The organism is Streptomyces sp. NBC_00086 (genome assembly GCF_026343255.1).
Lineage (GTDB): Bacteria > Actinomycetota > Actinomycetes > Streptomycetales > Streptomycetaceae > Streptomyces.
In genome coordinates this window covers 7,444,729-7,460,254 of the sequence record NZ_JAPELZ010000001.1, presented here as the reverse complement: position 1 = coordinate 7,460,254, position 15,526 = coordinate 7,444,729, and the positions used below count along the sequence as shown (strand labels likewise).

At 74.2% G+C, this 15,526-nt stretch carries 15 protein-coding genes; 8 read left to right on the top strand and 7 right to left on the bottom strand.

Annotated elements, in window-relative coordinates; translation table 11 throughout:
* Positions 1-20: 20 nt before the first annotated feature.
* Positions 21-827, bottom strand: a complete 807-nt coding sequence (locus OG276_RS33815) for a glutamate racemase (RefSeq protein ID WP_266911265.1) — start codon at positions 825-827, stop codon at positions 21-23.
* A gap of 222 nt (positions 828-1,049) precedes the next feature.
* On the opposite strand from OG276_RS33815, the gene OG276_RS33810 reads away from it, so the two are divergent.
* From OG276_RS33810 to OG276_RS33790, 5 genes are all read left to right on the top strand, one after another.
* Positions 1,050-2,294, top strand: coding sequence for a glycosyltransferase (locus tag OG276_RS33810; RefSeq protein WP_266911263.1), 1,245 nt, complete (start codon positions 1,050-1,052; stop codon positions 2,292-2,294).
* A gap of 257 nt (positions 2,295-2,551) precedes the next feature.
* Positions 2,552-3,145, top strand: coding sequence for a DUF6643 family protein (locus tag OG276_RS33805; RefSeq protein WP_266911261.1), 594 nt, complete (start codon positions 2,552-2,554; stop codon positions 3,143-3,145).
* Positions 3,146-3,217: 72 nt separating this feature from the next.
* Positions 3,218-4,042: an MOSC domain-containing protein gene (locus OG276_RS33800; protein ID WP_266911259.1), complete on the top strand. Its 825-nt coding sequence runs from the start codon at positions 3,218-3,220 to the stop codon at positions 4,040-4,042.
* Positions 4,043-4,280: 238 nt separating this feature from the next.
* Positions 4,281-4,892 carry a hypothetical protein gene (locus OG276_RS33795; RefSeq protein ID WP_266911257.1) on the top strand — a complete coding sequence of 204 codons (612 nt, stop codon included), beginning with the start codon at positions 4,281-4,283 and terminating at the stop codon, positions 4,890-4,892.
* 278 nt (positions 4,893-5,170) lie between these two features.
* Entirely contained in the window at positions 5,171-7,642 is a 2,472-nt protein-coding gene (locus OG276_RS33790; protein WP_266911255.1) for a right-handed parallel beta-helix repeat-containing protein, read from the top strand.
* On the opposite strand, the gene OG276_RS33785 is transcribed toward OG276_RS33790, so the two are convergent.
* A complete protein-coding gene (locus tag OG276_RS33785; protein ID WP_266911253.1) occupies positions 7,615-8,193 on the bottom strand; it encodes a GNAT family N-acetyltransferase in 579 nt (192 codons plus the stop codon). The two genes, OG276_RS33790 and OG276_RS33785, sit on opposite strands and share 28 nt — an antisense overlap.
* Before the next feature lie 178 nt (positions 8,194-8,371).
* Here OG276_RS33785 and OG276_RS33780 point away from each other — a divergent pair, with 178 nt between their 5' ends.
* A complete protein-coding gene (locus OG276_RS33780; protein ID WP_266911251.1) occupies positions 8,372-8,863 on the top strand; it encodes an SRPBCC family protein in 492 nt (163 codons plus the stop codon).
* On the opposite strand, the gene OG276_RS33775 is transcribed toward OG276_RS33780, so the two are convergent.
* The 3 genes from OG276_RS33775 to OG276_RS33765 form a co-directional block, all read right to left on the bottom strand.
* Entirely contained in the window at positions 8,857-9,624 is a 768-nt protein-coding gene (locus OG276_RS33775) for a hypothetical protein (protein ID WP_266911249.1), read from the bottom strand. The two genes, OG276_RS33780 and OG276_RS33775, sit on opposite strands and share 7 nt — an antisense overlap.
* Positions 9,625-9,720: 96 nt before the next feature.
* Complete coding sequence (locus OG276_RS33770; RefSeq protein WP_266911247.1) at positions 9,721-10,383, bottom strand: hypothetical protein; 663 nt, start codon at positions 10,381-10,383, stop codon at positions 9,721-9,723.
* Positions 10,384-10,460: 77 nt separating this feature from the next.
* Positions 10,461-11,588: a PLP-dependent cysteine synthase family protein gene (locus OG276_RS33765; RefSeq protein WP_266911245.1), complete on the bottom strand. Its 1,128-nt coding sequence runs from the start codon at positions 11,586-11,588 to the stop codon at positions 10,461-10,463.
* Positions 11,589-11,826: 238 nt separating this feature from the next.
* Here OG276_RS33765 and OG276_RS33760 point away from each other — a divergent pair, with 238 nt between their 5' ends.
* Positions 11,827-12,444, top strand: a complete 618-nt coding sequence (locus OG276_RS33760) for an ATP-binding protein (RefSeq protein WP_266911243.1) — start codon at positions 11,827-11,829, stop codon at positions 12,442-12,444.
* Positions 12,445-12,484: 40 nt separating this feature from the next.
* On the opposite strand, the gene OG276_RS33755 is transcribed toward OG276_RS33760, so the two are convergent.
* Entirely contained in the window at positions 12,485-13,921 is a 1,437-nt protein-coding gene (locus tag OG276_RS33755; RefSeq protein WP_266911241.1) for an ROK family protein, read from the bottom strand.
* 43 nt (positions 13,922-13,964) lie between these two features.
* A complete protein-coding gene (locus OG276_RS33750) occupies positions 13,965-14,627 on the bottom strand; it encodes an alpha-ketoglutarate-dependent dioxygenase AlkB (RefSeq protein ID WP_266913346.1) in 663 nt (220 codons plus the stop codon).
* Positions 14,628-14,744: 117 nt separating this feature from the next.
* Here OG276_RS33750 and OG276_RS33745 point away from each other — a divergent pair, with 117 nt between their 5' ends.
* Positions 14,745-15,518, top strand: coding sequence for a maleylpyruvate isomerase family mycothiol-dependent enzyme (locus tag OG276_RS33745; protein ID WP_266911239.1), 774 nt, complete (start codon positions 14,745-14,747; stop codon positions 15,516-15,518).
* Positions 15,519-15,526 lie beyond the last annotated feature (8 nt).

Sequence of the window (15,526 nt, the reverse complement as noted above, 5' to 3'; positions counted from 1 at the left end):
CGGGTCCGCCTCCCCGGGGGTCACCCCTGGAGGGATCCCCCGACGGCTGCGCTCCGCCCGGCCAGCAGGCGGCCTTCGGCGTAGCCGAGGGCGGCCTCGGGCAGTGTGCCGGGGCGGCCGCTGAGCAGGACGGTCAGGCCGCCGGTGTACGGCAGGCCCGGCTCGGGGCGGGCGCCGAGCCGGCGCAGGGCCTGGACGGCGACGGCCTCGGCGGAGCCGTGGAAGGCGTACGTTGCGCCGCCGGTGCGCCGGTCGAGCGCGGCCCGGATCAGATCCTCGACCAGCTCGTAGTGCGTGCAGCCGAGCACCACGTCGGTGACATCGGCCGGGGTCAGTGCGGCGGCCGCGGCGACGGCCCGTACGACGGCTGCCTCGTCGGCGGCGTCGGCGGCGTCGGCCAGTCCCGGGCAGGGCACCTCGGTGACGTGCGCCCCGTCGGCGAAGTCACGGATCAGGCCCCGCTGGTAGGGGCTGCCGGTGGTGGCGGGGGTGGCCCAGATGGCCACGCGCCCTCCGGCGGCCGCGGCGGGCTTGATCGCCGGCACGGTTCCGATGACGGGGATCGCGGGCTCCAGCGCGGCGCGCAGCGCGGGCAGCGCGTGAACGGAAGCGGTGTTGCAGGCGACGATCAGCGCGTCCGGCCGGTGCGCGGCGGCGGCCCGCGCGACGGTGAGGGCCCGCCCGGTGAGGTCCTGCGGGGTCCGCGGACCCCAGGGCATCCCGTCGGGGTCGCAGGACAGCACCAGCTCGGCGTCCGGCCGCAGCCGGCGCATCGCGGCGGCCGCCGCGAGGAGGCCGATTCCGGAGTCCATCAGGGCGATCTTCACTTGGTCACCTTAATGGATCCCCCCGCCCCCGCCCGGGTCGACAGGACCGCCACTCCCGCCACGCCACCACTCCGCGGCCAACCGTGGAGCGGCCACCGCCCCGCCACGGCCCGGCTGGCCGTCCCGGCCCACCCGAACCCCACCCGAACCCCGCCCCAACCCGCCCCGTCGAACCCCGGTGTCCCGACACCCCCCGCGGGCCGCTCCCGGCAGACTGCCGGGATGGGTTATCTCCTCGTCGCCGCGTGCGCCTCGCTCGCCGTCTGGCTCTGGCTCACCCTCGGTCAAGGCATGTTCTGGCGGACCGATACGCGCCTCCCGCCCCGGCACGACCCCGCGCGCTGGCCGTCCGTAGCGATCGTGGTCCCGGCCAGGGACGAGGCCGAGGTGCTGCCGCACAGCCTGCCCTCGCTGCTCGCGCAGGACTATCCCGGCGAGGCCGAGGTCATCCTGGTCGACGACGGGAGTACGGACGGAACGGCCGCCCTCGCCCGGCGGCTCGCGGACGCACAGTGCGGGCTGCCCCTCACGGTCCTCTCCCCCGGCGAGCCGGGCGCCGGCTGGACCGGCAAGCTCTGGGCGCTCCGGCACGGCATCGCGCACGCACGCTCCGGCGCCCGCTCCGGCGCCCACCCGAGCCCCGACCCCGGCCCGGACTTCGGACCGGAGTCCCCCCAGGGCTCCGCCCAGGGCCCCGCCCCCGAGTACCTGCTCCTCACCGACGCCGACATCGCCCACGCATCCGACAGCCTGCGCGAGCTGGTCGCCGCCGCGACGACGGCCGATCTCGACCTGGTCTCCCAGATGGCCCGGCTGCGCGCCGTCAGCGTCTGGGAGCGGCTGATCGTCCCGGCCTTCGTGTACTTCTTCGCCCAGCTCTACCCCTTCCGCTGGATCAACCGCCCCGCCACCCGCACCGCGGCCGCCGCCGGCGGGTGCGTCCTGCTGCGCACCGAGGCGGCCGTGCGGGCGGGGATCCCCGAGTCGATCCGGCAGGCCGTCATCGACGACGTCTCGCTCGCCCGCGCGGTCCAGCGCGCCGGCGGCCGGATCTGGCTCGGGCTCGCGGAGCGGGTGGACAGCGTGCGCCCGTACGCCTCCCTCGCGGACCTGTGGCGGATGGTCTCGCGCAGCGCCTACGCACAACTGCGCCACCGGCCCGCGCTGCTGGCCGGAACGGTGGCCGGGCTGGTCCTGGTCTACCTCGTGCCGCCGGCCGCGCTCCTCGCCGGCCTCGCCGGCGGGCGGCCCGACGTCGCCTGGGCCGGCGGCCTGGCCTGGCTCCTGATGGCCGGCACCTACCTGCCGATGCTGCGCTACTACCACCAGCCGGTGGTGCTCGCGCCGCTCCTCCCGCTCACCACGCTGCTGTACCTCCTGATGACCGTCGACTCGGCCGTGCAGCACTACCGCGGGCGCGGGGCCGCATGGAAGGGCCGTACCTATGCCCGCCCCGGCGACGCCTGAAACCGGAGTCCACCCTTCTCCTTCACGTCATCCGAGGTCAGTGGGTTGTGACGGCTCGTCAGCACAAGGTTCGCGCGCGATCCGTGCAACACCCAACCGGTGAGTACGAGTAGGAGCAAGACGGGGCGGAAGTGACCAAATCGTGCACGTGAACGCCAAGTGAAAGCTGTGGCCCTGACCTGCGAATATGCAGGTCAGGGCGGTGTTGGCGGCACCTCGCTATGGACCCGGTGAAGTCGTGGGCTTAACTTAGGTCCATGACCTCCCCCCGCTCCACTTATGGCGGCGGTTACTACTCCGCGCCCTCCTTCCCGGACACCCCTATCTACGACTCCCTCGTCGCCGAACGCGGGACCCCGCAGATCGCCCCGATCCGGGTCCCCGCCGCCTACGACTCGCCGAGCGCCGGCTACTCGAGCGGTGGGTACCTCCCGGCCCTCGCGTCCGCGCTCCCCGCCCTGCCGGCAGCGCTGCCGCCCGCCCGCCCGCAACAACAGCAGCCGCAGCACGCCTCGGCGTACGGGTACCCGTACCAGCAGCAGGCCGCGCCCCAGCAGATGCCGCACATGCAGCAGATGGCTCCGATGCCGCAGCCCATGTCGATGCCGATGCCGCTCCAGCAGGCGCCGGTGCCGTACGTCCCGCAGCAGCCGCAGCCGTTCGCGGCCCGCACGGGTTACGTTCCGCAGCCCCAGCCGCAGCAGCCCCGCCCGATCGCCGCCGGCACCGGGTACGAGGCCATGCGCCCGGCCGCGCCGCGTCCGATGCAGGCGCAGCCCGCGCCGGTGCCGGCCGCCTCGTTCGAGGACCCGTACGGACGTCCGTACCAGCCGCAGGGGCGCGGTTACTGACCGCCACGCCCGGCCTGCCCCCTCCGACGAGGTCGCCGCGGAGTCCGTGAGGGCGGCTGGCAGTATTTCCCCATGGTGAAACTGCGTGTCCAGGCGCTCCACGTCCATCCCGTCAAATCGGTGGCGGGGACGGCACCCGACGAGGTGGCCGTGGAGCCCTGGGGTCTGTCCGGAGACCGCCGCTGGGCGGTGGTGGACGGGGAGGGCACGGTCATCACCCAACGCCAGCAGCCGAGGCTGGCCTTGGCGCGGGCCCGTCCGCTGGGGGGCGGCGGGTTCGAGGTCTCGGCGCCGGGCATGGCGGATCTGACGGTGGAGGTCCCGGGGCGGGGTCCGCTGGAGCCGGTGGTGCTCTTCGGCAAGAAGATCGAGACCGTGTCGGCGGCGCAAGCGGCCGCCGACTGGTTCACCGCGTACCTCGGCGTACCGGCGCGCCTGGTGCACCTGGACGACCCGGCCGTACGGCGGCCGGTGGATCCCCAGTACGCGCTGCCCGGCGAAACCGTGAGCCTCGCCGACGGCTATCCGCTGCTGATCACCACCCTCGCCTCCCTGGACGCGCTCAACGCGCTGATCGCCCGGGGGAACCATCCGGACGAGGGCCCCCTCCCGATGAACCGGTTCCGCCCGAACGTGGTGGTGTCCGGGGCCGAGGCGTGGGCCGAGGACGGCTGGGAACGCGTCGCGATCGGCGACGCCGTCTTCCGCGGGGCGCGCGAGTGCGGACGCTGTGTCGTGACGACCACCGACCAGACGACGGCGCTGCGGGGCAAGGAGCCGCTCCAGACCCTGGCCAGGCACCGGCGGATCGGGAAGTCCCTGGCCTTCGGGCGGCTCCTGGTGCCGGTGCGGCTGGGGACGCTGCGGGTCGGCGACGAGGTGCGGGTCCTGGCGTGAGCGCGTGCGCGGACAGAGCCTCCAGGGGGCCGGTGGGACCACCCGGATTGACACCTTCGAGGGGCTCTGGCGTCACCCTGGAACCAACCGCCACCGCCTGCCCGTTGGAACATTCGGGACGTGAGCACCGGATCAGGTGACACACGTCTCGCGCGTCCCGGAATGCGGGTGGCCGGGGCGTGCGGGAGGCTGGGACGGCAGGCAGGCGCAGACTGGCACAAGTAGGGGGAGCCGGACCGTGCGGACAGCAATGGGAGTGTGGCGCTGGCGGCGCAATCCGCTGCGCCGCCAGACGGATCTATTCGAGGCCTGGGTGGCCTTCGCGGCGCTGCTTTGCGTCCTGTTGGTGGCTCCGGCCATCGGCTGGGCGGCCGGCGTGCAGGTCGACGGCACGCTGCAGCGGGCCGCGCGCGAACAGCGGGACGCGCGTCATCTCGTACCGGCGGTGGTGATCCGGCCGACACCGGATCCGCTCCCCGGCGCGGCCACCGATCCGACGGCGCAGCGCCAGGCCCCGCAGCGTACGCAGATCGTCGCGTCGTGGACGGCGCCCGACGGCAGCAACCACCAGGGCACGGTGCCGGCCGCGGAGGAACCGCCGCACGCCGGCGACCGGTTCCGGATATGGACCGATGCGCACGGCCGTCTGGTCGGGCAGCCCCTCGACCCCTCCTCCGCCAGCTTCCACGCGGGCGTGGCGGGGCTCGCGGCGGCCCTGGGCATCGCCACGCTGGTGGAGACGCTTCGCCGCCTGGTCGTACGAAGGCTCATGCATCGGCGGTACATCCGGCTGGACCGCGCGTGGGCCGCGGCGGGACCGGACTGGGGCCGGGCGGGCGCGGGCAGCTGACCTGGCAACTCACCGGCCCCGCGCGCGCTACGGTGGAGCGCCGGAGCGGCTGCTCCGATCGGGGCCGTCGAAACGGCCGGGCGATCGGGACGGACGATTCGGCGGCGCGAGCCCGAAACGGCAGGGCGCGCGCACGGCAGACACGTACACGGCACGGCACGAACACGGCACAGCACAGCACAGCAGACACGTACACGGTCGGACACGCGGACGGTTCGGGCCCGCGGACGATCAGCAGGCGCAGACACGGAACACGAGGGTGGGGGCACGACAGCACCATGGCTCAGGGCACGGTCCAGGTGACGCACGGCGGTTCCTCGCGGTGGCGTCGCCGCTCCGGTGATTATCCGACGCTGACCGCCGCGCTGGCCGTGGCGGGCGACGGCGACGTCCTGTCCATCGCGCCCGGCACCTACCGGGAGAATCTGGTGCTGCACCACGCCGTGACCCTGCGCGGCCCGGAGGGCTCGCTGGGTTCGGTGCGGATCGCACCGCTCGACGGGGTCGCGCTGACCGTCCGCGCCTCGGCGGTCATCCAGGACCTCCACCTGGAGGGCCAGGACCCCACGGCGCCCGCGCTGCTCGTCGAGGACGGCTCCCCCGAGCTCACCGACCTGCGGGTGAGCACGCGCTCGGCGGCCGGCATCGAGGTCCGCGGGAGCGGCGCCCGGCCCCTGGTCCGGCGCTGCACGGTGGAGAACTCCGCCGGGATCGGCATCGCCGTACTGGACGGCGGCGGCGGGGTGTTCGCCGACTGCGAGGTGGTTGCCGCCGGCCAGACCGGGGTCTCCGTGCGCGGGGGCGGCCGCCCCCGGCTGGAGCGCTGCCGGATCCACCACGCCACGGGCGCGGGCATCGCCGTGACCGGCGACGGTTCGGGCCTGGAGGCGCTGGGCTGCGAGGTCTACGAGATCAAGGGCGCCGGCGTGCAGATCGCCGCGCGGGCCACCGCCGTGCTCACCGACTGTGCGGTCCACCGCACCTCGGCCGACGGGGTCACCCTCGACACGGACGCCGTCCTCACGCTCGCCGGCTGCGATATCCACGACATCCCCGAGAACGCGGTGGACCTGCGCTCCCGCTCGGTGCTCACGCTCAGCCGCACCACCGTCCGCCGCTTCGGCCGCAACGGCCTGTCCGTGTGGGACCCGGGCACCCGCGTCGTCGCCGACTCCTGCGAGATCCACGACAGCACCGGCGACTATCCGGCCGTCTGGATCAGCGACGGGGCCGGGGTCTCGCTGGACTCCTGCCGGGTGCACGACGTACCGGACGCGCTGTTCGTACTGGACCGCGGTTCGCGCGTGGACGTCGTGGACAGCGACATCTCCCAGGTGCGCAACACCGCCGTCTCGGTGAGCGACGGGGCCACGGCCCAGCTGGACGACTGCCGGATCCGGGAGGCGGCCACGGGGGCCTGGTTCCGCGACCACGGCAGTGGCGGCACGCTCGCCAACTGCACCATCGACTCCGTCCAGACCGGCGTGATCGTCACCAAGGGCGCGGATCCCACGCTGGAGCGGTGCACGGTCAGCTCCCCCGCCGAAGCCGGTTTCTACGTGTCGGCGGGCGGGCGCGGCACCTTCACCGCGTGCCGGGTCACGGCCAGCGCGGGCTTCGGCTTCCACGTCATCGACGGCTGCCGCACCTCCCTGCACCGCTGCCACACCGAGCGCTGCGCGCGCGGGGGCTACGAGTTCGCGGAGGACGGCCCGGTCGCCGAGGACTGCACGAGCGACGAGTCCGGCCCGCGCCTCGCCGCCCGGTCCGCCTCCGGTGTGGGCGCCGGCTCGGGCGCGGGGGTGGCGGCGGCCGGGGAGCGTACGGGCATCCGTACGGTGTCGGCCGCGCCGGGCCCCGCGGCGGTGGGCACGGCCGAGCGGGTGCCGGCCCAGCGGCCGGCCGACGAGACGGACTCCGGCACGGCCGAACAGGCCGCGGCCCGCGGTTCGGTCGAGGTGCTGGGGCACCTCGACGCGCTCGTGGGGCTGGACAGCGTCAAACGCGAGGTCCGTGCGCTGACCGACATGATCGAGGTGGGCCGGCGCCGGCAGCAGGCGGGGCTCAAGGCCGCCTCCGTCCGCCGCCACCTTGTCTTCACCGGCTCCCCCGGCACCGGCAAGACCACCGTGGCCCGGCTGTACGGGGAGATCCTGGCCTCCCTCGGGGTGCTGGAGCGCGGCCACCTCGTGGAGGTGTCCCGCGTCGATCTGGTCGGCGAGCACATCGGGTCCACCGCGATCCGCACCCAGGAGGCCTTCGACCGGGCGCGCGGCGGGGTGCTGTTCATCGACGAGGCGTACGCGCTGGCGCCCGAGGACTCGGGCCGCGACTTCGGGCGCGAGGCGATCGACACCCTGGTGAAGCTGATGGAGGACCACCGGGACGCGGTGGTCGTGATCGTCGCCGGGTACACGGCGGAGATGGACCGCTTCCTCACCGTGAACCCGGGCGTGGCCTCCCGCTTCTCACGGACCATCACCTTCGGGGACTACGGGCCCGGGGAACTGCTGCGGATCGTGGAACAGCAGGCAGAGGAGCACGAGTACCTGCTCGGCGAGAAGACCTCCGACGCCTTGCTGACGTACTTCACCGACCTGCCCAAGGGACCCGCCTTCGGCAACGGCCGCACCGCGCGCCAGACCTTCGAGTCGATGGTCGAGCGGCACGCGGGGCGGGTCGCGCAGCTGTCGGAGCCGAGCAAGGACGACCTCACCCTGCTCTACCCGGCGGACCTTCCGGAGCTCTGACCGGACACCGCCCCACCGCTGGGGCGGCCGACCGGGCCGAGGACGTCCCGGCGCATGCACACCCGGGGCCACCGGTCGAGCCCGTGGACGGCCTCGCGGTCTCGGATGTCCCGCAGGCCGGGGCCGAGGCCGCTCTCGCCCAGGGTCCGGAAGCCGCACCGGGCGTAGTACGGGGCGTTCCACGGTACGTCGCTGAAGGTCGTGAGGGTCAGCGCGGGGGCGCCCTCCGCCCGGGCCCGCGCCGCGAGGTGTTCCAGCAGGGACCGTCCGATGCGGCGGTGCGCGCTGTCCGGGTGCACGGACACCTGCTCGACGTGGAGGTTCCCGTCGACCCGGTCGGCGAGGAGGTAGCCGACCGGGGTCCCCGTGCCGGCGCCTTCGGCCGCGACCCAGACCAGCCCGGCCCGCCGGTAGCCGCGGAGTTCTTCCAGTGGAAGCGGTTCGTCGTCGGCGATCTCCGGCATGCCGATGGTCCGGAAGCATTCCCCGGCGGCCCGCTCGATGTCCTGCAGGAGGGGCAGTTCGTCGATGTGCGCTGCTCTGATAAGCATGTGCGGCATTGTCCCGGCCGGGACCCGGTCCGCGAAACGGGTTGCCCGCCCGCATGTCGACCCGCGCCGGTCGACCACCCGAGCCGATCAACCCCGTAGCGGACAACTGACGGACCGACAGCTAGGGTGACAGCCCGCCGGATGCCCCGGCCGTCCGCCGAACCGAGGGAGTGCCGCCATGGCCCGCCGACTCCGCCCCGTAGGAATGGACTTCATCGAGGTCGCCCCCACCCGCCTGGTCTTCGCCGGCCGGACCACGGCGGCTCCCGGGGACGTGTACCGGGCGCTGGCCGAGGAGGTCGAGGGCTGGCCGAGCTGGTTCCGGGCGGTGACCCTGGCCCGGCCCACCCACGGGGGCGCCGGGCGCGAGGTCAAGCTGGCGGGCGGGGTCCGGTTCCAGGAGACGATCATGGCCGCGGATCCGGAGCGGCGCTACGCGTACCGGGTCGACGAGACCAACGCCCCCGGCATACGGGCCCTGCTGGAGGAGTGGCGCCTCTCCCCCTCCGGCTCCGGGACCCACGTCCAGTGGACCTTCGCGGCGGACGGCCCGGCCCCCGTGCGCTTCGCCCTGACCGCGGCCCGGCCGGGACTCGGCCAGTCGTTCCGCTCCGCGGTCCGCGCGCTGGACCTGCGGCTGACGGCGCGGCGGACCGGTACGGATCAGTAGGAGCCGTCGGGTTGGCGGGCGATGATCAGCTCCACCGCCGGATGGGTTTCGGCCAGGTCCCCGTACCCTCCGGCCGTCCACACGCGCACCCGGAACTCCTGCAGCGTCAGGGCCGCTGACTCGCCCTCGAAGTGGACCCGGGCGCAACGCCCGCAGTACCAGCTCCGGATCCAGAGCCGCTCGGCGGCGGCAAGGCCCGCCTCCATCCGCCCGCGGTACGCCCGCCCGTCCCTGGAGGCCCTGACGAAGAGGACGACCGCGGCCAGCAGCGCGATCGCCGAGATCACGCCGAGGAAGAAGAGCCCGGCCTCCGGGTCGGAGGTCTCCGCCCCGTCCCACCCCTCGTACGGATACCCGGGCCGGTTCTCGCCCATACTCCCGCCGAACCAGTGCCCGGCCAGCGCGCCGACCCAGAAGGTGCCGAGCGACACCATGACGAGGAGCACGCCCAGGCAGCTGCGTCCCTGGATCCGCGGTGCGGGCGCGGTCGGCGCCAGGGCCCGGGCCAGGCGCGAGACGGTTTCCCTGGTGACGGCCCGCCGCTGGACCCCGGCGCCGCTCTCCTCGCGGACGTGCCGGTGCCCGTCCAGGAACACCGCCTGGACGGCACGCACTTCGTCGTCCCGGCCGCAGCTGGGACACCCGGGGAGCGAGCCCGCGCCCCGGTCCGCTTCGGCCGCCGGGGACGGCGAAGGCGGCGAAGTGACCTGGTCCCGCGTCCGCCCGTCCCGCTCCGGCCTGTTGTACTCAATGCCCGCCATGGTTCCCCCCGAGGCCGCGCCGTGATCAACGTCCGCACAGCGTAAGCAGTCGGCGCCGCGGTGCCTACGGGGCTGTCGCCGCGGGCCCGTCACCGGTCAGATCGCGGGGTGCCGCACCGCCAGGTCCCCGTAGCCGCCCGCGGACCAGACCCGGGTCCGGAACTCCTGCAGGGTCAGGGACCGTTCGCCCGCGAAGTGGACCGTGCCGCAGCGGCCGCAGTACCAGCCGTCCGCCCAGACGCGGTCGGCGGCCACCCGGCCCGGTTCCGTCCGGCGGCGCCAGGTCCGTACGGACCGGCCCGACAGGGCGAGGAGGAGGATGCCGAGGAGCAGCAGGGCCGCACCGATCCAGACCAGGTAGGTGGCGGGCTGGTCGACCGCGAAGGGGCCGGCGCCGTCGGTCCCGTAGAGCCGTGGGGTCGTGCCGTTCTCGAACCACTTCCCCGCGATAGCACCCCAGACGAAGGCGCCGATCGCGGCGAGGAGGAGCAGCACCCCGACGCAGCCCGCGGCGCCGTTGTCCGGCTCGTCGGGAGCGACCGCGAGGGCCTTGGCCAGCGCCGAGTTCTCCTCGCGGGTCGTGACGCTGTCGTCCTCGCCGCCACCGCGCTCCACCCGCATCTTGGCCTTGGAGCGCAAGTACGCGGCGGACACGCCGAGCACCTGGTCCTCCCGGCCGCACCGGGGACAGGCCAACGGCCCCTCGCCGCCCCCACCTTGGACCGGCACACCCGTGCCGCCGCCAGCGAACTCCGCCATGGCTCCCCCGCCCCGCGCCGTACCCAAAAGTCAGCACAGCGTAGCCAGCGGACCCCGCACCGGCCAGGGAAAACGTTTCACCCGACGGGCTCGCTCCACACGCCGGTCGCCAGCATGGTGTCGAGGGTCCGCGCGTACGGCGCGATGTCGAGCCCCTGCTCCGCCAGCCACTCGTCGGAGTAGTACTTGTCGAGGTAGCGCTCGCCCCCGTCGCAGAGCAGGGTCACGACGCTGCCCGTGCGGCCCTCCGCCACCATCTCCGAGATGATCTTCAGGGCGCTCCACACCCCGGTACCGGTGGAACCGCCCGCCTTGCGGCCGATCACCCGCTCCAGCGCCCGGCACGCCGCGACGCTCGCGGCGTCCGGCACCCGCATCATCCGGTCGATGGCACCGGGGACGAAGCTCGGCTCCATCCGGGGGCGGCCGATGCCCTCGATGCGCGAGCCGCAGTCACTGGTCGCGTGCGGGTCGTGGCGGGTCCAGCCGTCGAAGAAGCAGGAGTTCTCCGGGTCCGGGACGCAGATGCGGGTGTCGTGCTGCATGTAGTGCACGTAGCGGGCGATCGTCGCGGAGGTGCCGCCGGTGCCGGCCGTGGCCACGATCCAGGCGGGTTCGGGGTAACGCTCCAACCGCAGCTGCTGGTACATCGATTCGGCGATGTTGTTGTTGCCGCGCCAGTCCGTGGCCCGCTCCGCGTACGTGAACTGGTCCATGTAGTGGCCGCCGGTGCGGGCGGCGAGCTCGGCCGACTCCTCGTACATCTTCATCGAGTCGTCGACGAAGTGACATTCGCCGCCGTGGAACTCGATGAGCCGGCACTTCTCGGGGCTCGTCGTCCGCGGCATGACGGCGATGAACGGGACGCCGATCAGCTTGGCGAAGTACGCCTCCGAGACCGCCGTGGAACCGGACGAGGCCTCGATGACGGGGCGGCCGGGGCGGATCCAGCCGTTGCAGAGGGCGTAGAGGAACAGGGAGCGGGCGAGGCGGTGCTTGAGGGAGCCCGTCGGGTGGGTGGACTCGTCCTTGAGGTAGAGGTCGATGCCCCAGGCCTCCGGGAGCGGGAAGCGCAGCAGGTGGGTGTCGGCGGAGCGGTTCGCGTCCGCCTGCACCTTGCGGACGGCCTCTTTCAGCCAAGCGCGGTAGTCCGCGTCGCTGCGGTCGACGTCGATGGTCGTGGCGGTCGTACCGGTGGTGCTCATGCGCCGTGCTCCTTCGTACTTCCGGAAGTCCCGAGTGCTCGGCGGGCCCGGCGCCTCTTCGCCTTTCGCCGCCCGCTTTCGCAATGTACCCCCCTCACCTGCGCAAACAGTCACTTTGGGGATCCATGCGGATCGCTTTTGGTCGCTTTCGGTTGCACACCGGCCCACAGTGGGTGACCCTGGGGAGGCGTCACCGAGGGTGCAGCACCCGTAACACTGATGTCGGGGAGTCGCAGCCGTGATCAGTCATTCCCGCAGGCACTGCGTCGTCGAACTGCAGGCCCTGCCCTTGCGGATCGGACAGATCCGCCGAATCGTTTCGGCGCAACTGCGCCACTGGCAGCTCGATCCGCTCATAGACCGGGCTGCGCTCGGCGTCACGGAGCTGCTCAGCAACGTCCACCGTCATGCGCAGCCGCACAAGACCTGCACGGTCGAGATCGAGCTCCGCCTCGGCCGGCTGACCGTCTCCGTCTACGACAGCGACCCCCGCCTCCCGATGCTCCGGGATGCAGCGGCCGCCGAGGCCTCCGCGGCCGCCCGCCCCGCGGGCACGGCCCCGGTCGACGCCCTGGAGACCTCCGGACGCGGGCTCCAGCTCGTGGAGGCGCTCAGCGAGGCCTGGGGGGCCCGGCAGCAGGACGGCCGCTCGGGCAAGGTCGTGTGGTTCTCCCTGCGCGCCGCCCCCGGCCCTGCCGCGCCGGAACGCCACCCGGTGCTCCTGGCCGAGAAGCGGGCGCCGCACGCCGACAAGCCCGTACGGGACCCCGCGCCGGCCCCGCCCGTCGCCGCACCCCTGGAGCCGGTCTCCGCAGGCCTGTCGGTGAGCGCCTCGGTCGGCGCCCGGCCCGGGTAGCCTCCGGCCGCCGCGGCCGCCCGGAGGGGTCGGCGAGCGCTCAGGCCGCCGTGCCCAGGGTCCCGAGGGGGTCGTCCAGCACCGGCTGCCACGCCAGCTCGGCGGCGCCGACCAGGCTGTTGTGGTCGAGCGTGCACGGCAGGATCGGCACGCCGCCGCTGCGCCCCCACAGGCTGCGGTCCGCGACCACCGCGCGCAGCCGCTCGGGGTCGGCGTAGAGCAGCTCGCGGTGGAGTCCGCCCAGGATGATCCGGTCCGGATTCAGGATGTTGACCAGGCCCGCGAGGCCCAGGCCGAGCCGGTCGATGAGCTCCTCGGTGGCCGCCCGTACCCCGGGGTCCGCGGATTCCTCGCGCAGCAGGTCGCGGGCCTGCTGGAGCAGGGACACCTCGGGGCCCGGGGTGCGGCCGGCGGCGGTGAGGAAGGCCAGCGGGTCGGCCTCCACGTCGAGGCAGCCGCGGCTGCCGCAGTGGCAGGGGCGCCCTTCCGGGTTCACGGTGAGGTGGCCGACCTCCAGAGCCAGGCCCGAACTCCCGCTGTGCAGGCGGCCGTCCAGGACCAGCGCCCCGCCGACCCCGCGGTGCCCGGTGGCCACGCAGAGCAGGTGCTGCGCGCTGCGGCCGGCGCCGTGGCGGTGCTCGGCGAGCGCGGCGAGGTTCACGTCGTTGCCGGTCAGCGCCGGGCCGTCGATGCCGGCCTCCTTCACGCATTCGGCGAAGATGGCCCGCACGGGCGAACCGGCCGGCCAGGCCAGGTGCAGCGGGTTCAGCGCCGTACCCTCCGGCTCCGCGACCGCCGAGGGCACGGCGAGGCCGGCGCCGATGCAGCGCCGGCCGGTCTGCGCGAGCAGCGCGGCCCCGGCTTCGACGACCGCGCCGAGCACCTGCGCGGGGTCGGCCGACACGGGGACCCGTCCGGGAGCCGTCGCGACGATCCGGCCGCCGAGGCCGACCAGGGCGGCCCGGAACCCGTCCGAGTGCACCTGCGCCGCCAGGGCCACCGGGCCGTTCTCGTCCACGGAGAGCCGGTGCGAGGGGCGGCCCTGGGTTCCGCCGGCCCCGCCCGGGCGGGAGTCCACACGGATCAGGCCGAGCGCCTCCAGTTCGGCGGCGACGGCGCCGGCGGTGGCACGGGTGACACCGAGCTCGGCCGTCAGGACCGCGCGGGTCGGAGCCCGGCCGGTGTGGACGAGTTCCAGCGCCGGGCCGAGGGCGCCACGGCCCCGCTCCAGCTTGGTCCGTGCGGAGCCGGCGGATGCCGCGGATGCCGAGGTCGCGGCCGTTGCCGATCCCGATGCCGATGCTGCGGACGCTGAATTCGCGGACGCGGACGCCTCGGACGCCGTCGGCGCGACGGACGCTCCCGCCCTGTCGGATCCCGCAGCCGTGCCGGCCCCTTCGGTTCCGTCGGTCCCGTCCGTCCCAGCGGACACCGTGGTCACATCCCCCACCCGCCGCGGGGCCCCGTTGCCGTTCATGACAGCGATCCTCGCATGATCGGAGCGTCCGGGGCGCCGCCCGCTAGCCGAGCCCGCCGACCCGCAACGTGATGTTCAACCGCCCGGTCAGCCCGAGGCCCGGCGGAGCGGTGCCGGGCAGGACCTTCGGCACCCCGTGAAAGGCCCGTCGGACCGGCCCGCCGAAGACGAACAGATCCCCGCTGCGCAGCTCAAGGTCCCGATACGGACGCCCGCGCGAGGCGGTGTTGCCGAAGCGGAAGAGGCAGGAATCACCCAGGCTCAGCGAGACCACCGGGGCTTCGGAGCGCTCCTCGGCGTCCCGGTGCATGCCCATGCGGGACTCGCCCTCGTAGAAGTTGACCAGGGCGATGTCGTACGCGACGGCCGGATCCGGCGCCCTCCCGTACGCGGCGGTGACGGCGTCGCGCCCCAGCCGCGCGAGCCAGTCGGGCATCGCCTTCACCGGCGCCCCGTCCCCGTCGACGGCGGTGGGCGCGTATCCGTACGGGTACCAGTGCAGCCCCAGGCACACCTGCCGGGCGGTCATCGTCCCCCCGCCCGGCGTGCGCACCCTGCGCAGCCCGGCGGGCGGCCGGGCCCATTCCCGGCAGGCCTCCAGCAACTCCCGCTGCCGCCCGGGCTCCAGCCAGTCGGGCACGTGCACGGCGCCGGGCACGATCTCGGCCCGCTCGCGCGGGAAGAGCTCGCCGCCCGTGTGCCCCATGGCGTCCACCGCCTCCACCGTCTCCTCCGCGTGCACCTCAACCGGCTCCGCGACCGGCTCCGTGACCTCCATCATCCTTCGTTGTGCGTCCCCGCGGGCGGCTGCGAGACTCCCGGCATGGAGATCATCAGCTATGTGAAGACCGTGGCCCGCGAGGGCGAGCAGCTCGCCGAGGCCGCCGAACGGGCCGGTACGGACGCCCTGGTGCCCACCTGTCCGCAGTGGCGGGTCGCCGATCTGCTGCGGCACACGGGCTCCGTGCACCGCTGGGCCACCGGGTACGTGGCCCGGGGCCTCACCGAGCGGGCACCGTTCCCGGAGGCGCCGGAGCTGGTGGGGGCGGAACTGCTGGCCTGGTTCCGCGAGGGCCACGCGACGCTGGTGCGGACCCTTTCCGCGACATCGGCCGACGCGCAGTGCTGGACCTTCCTTCCGACCGCGCCGCCTTCGCCGCTGGCCTTCTGGGCACGGCGCCAGGCGCACGAGACCACCGTGCACCGGATGGACGCGGAAGCCGCGCTGGGCGTGCCCTTCGGGGCGGTGGACCCGGGCTTCGCACAGGACGGGGTGGACGAGCTGCTGACCGGGTTCCACGCGCGGCCGCAGAGCCGGGTACGGACAGCGGAGCCGCGGGTGATGCGGGTACGGGCCTCCGACACGGGCGCGGTGTGGACCGTACACCTGTCCCAGGAGCCGGCGCGCACGGTACGCGGAACCCCCGACGGCACGGACGGCGCGGACGGCACGGACGGCGCGGAGGCGGACTGCACGCTGACGGGCGAGGCCTCCTGGCTCTACTCGGCGCTCTGGAACCGCCGGCCGCTCACCGGACCGGGCGTGACGGGCGACGCCGAACTGGCCCGGCTCTGGGTGGACACGGCCGGAATCTGACCCCTGGG

Excerpts from the sequence above, each read along its gene's own strand:
- OG276_RS33755 (WP_266911241.1), bottom strand. The coding sequence starts at position 13,921 with ATGAACGGCAACGGGGCCCCGCGGCGGGTGGGGGATGTGACCACGGTG.
- OG276_RS33780 (WP_266911251.1), top strand. The coding sequence starts at position 8,372 with ATGGCCCGCCGACTCCGCCCCGTAGGAATGGACTTCATCGAGGTCGCC.
- OG276_RS33790 (WP_266911255.1), top strand. The coding sequence starts at position 5,171 with ATGGCTCAGGGCACGGTCCAGGTGACGCACGGCGGTTCCTCGCGGTGG.
- OG276_RS33750 (WP_266913346.1), bottom strand. The coding sequence starts at position 14,627 with ATGGGGCACACGGGCGGCGAGCTCTTCCCGCGCGAGCGGGCCGAGATC.
- OG276_RS33745 (WP_266911239.1), top strand. The coding sequence starts at position 14,745 with ATGGAGATCATCAGCTATGTGAAGACCGTGGCCCGCGAGGGCGAGCAG.
- OG276_RS33775 (WP_266911249.1), bottom strand. The coding sequence starts at position 9,624 with ATGGCGGGCATTGAGTACAACAGGCCGGAGCGGGACGGGCGGACGCGG.
- OG276_RS33800 (WP_266911259.1), top strand. The coding sequence starts at position 3,218 with ATGGTGAAACTGCGTGTCCAGGCGCTCCACGTCCATCCCGTCAAATCG.
- OG276_RS33770 (WP_266911247.1), bottom strand. The coding sequence starts at position 10,383 with ATGGCGGAGTTCGCTGGCGGCGGCACGGGTGTGCCGGTCCAAGGTGGG.
- OG276_RS33785 (WP_266911253.1), bottom strand. The coding sequence starts at position 8,193 with ATGCTTATCAGAGCAGCGCACATCGACGAACTGCCCCTCCTGCAGGAC.
- OG276_RS33805 (WP_266911261.1), top strand. The coding sequence starts at position 2,552 with ATGACCTCCCCCCGCTCCACTTATGGCGGCGGTTACTACTCCGCGCCC.
- OG276_RS33765 (WP_266911245.1), bottom strand. The coding sequence starts at position 11,588 with ATGAGCACCACCGGTACGACCGCCACGACCATCGACGTCGACCGCAGC.
- OG276_RS33810 (WP_266911263.1), top strand. The coding sequence starts at position 1,050 with ATGGGTTATCTCCTCGTCGCCGCGTGCGCCTCGCTCGCCGTCTGGCTC.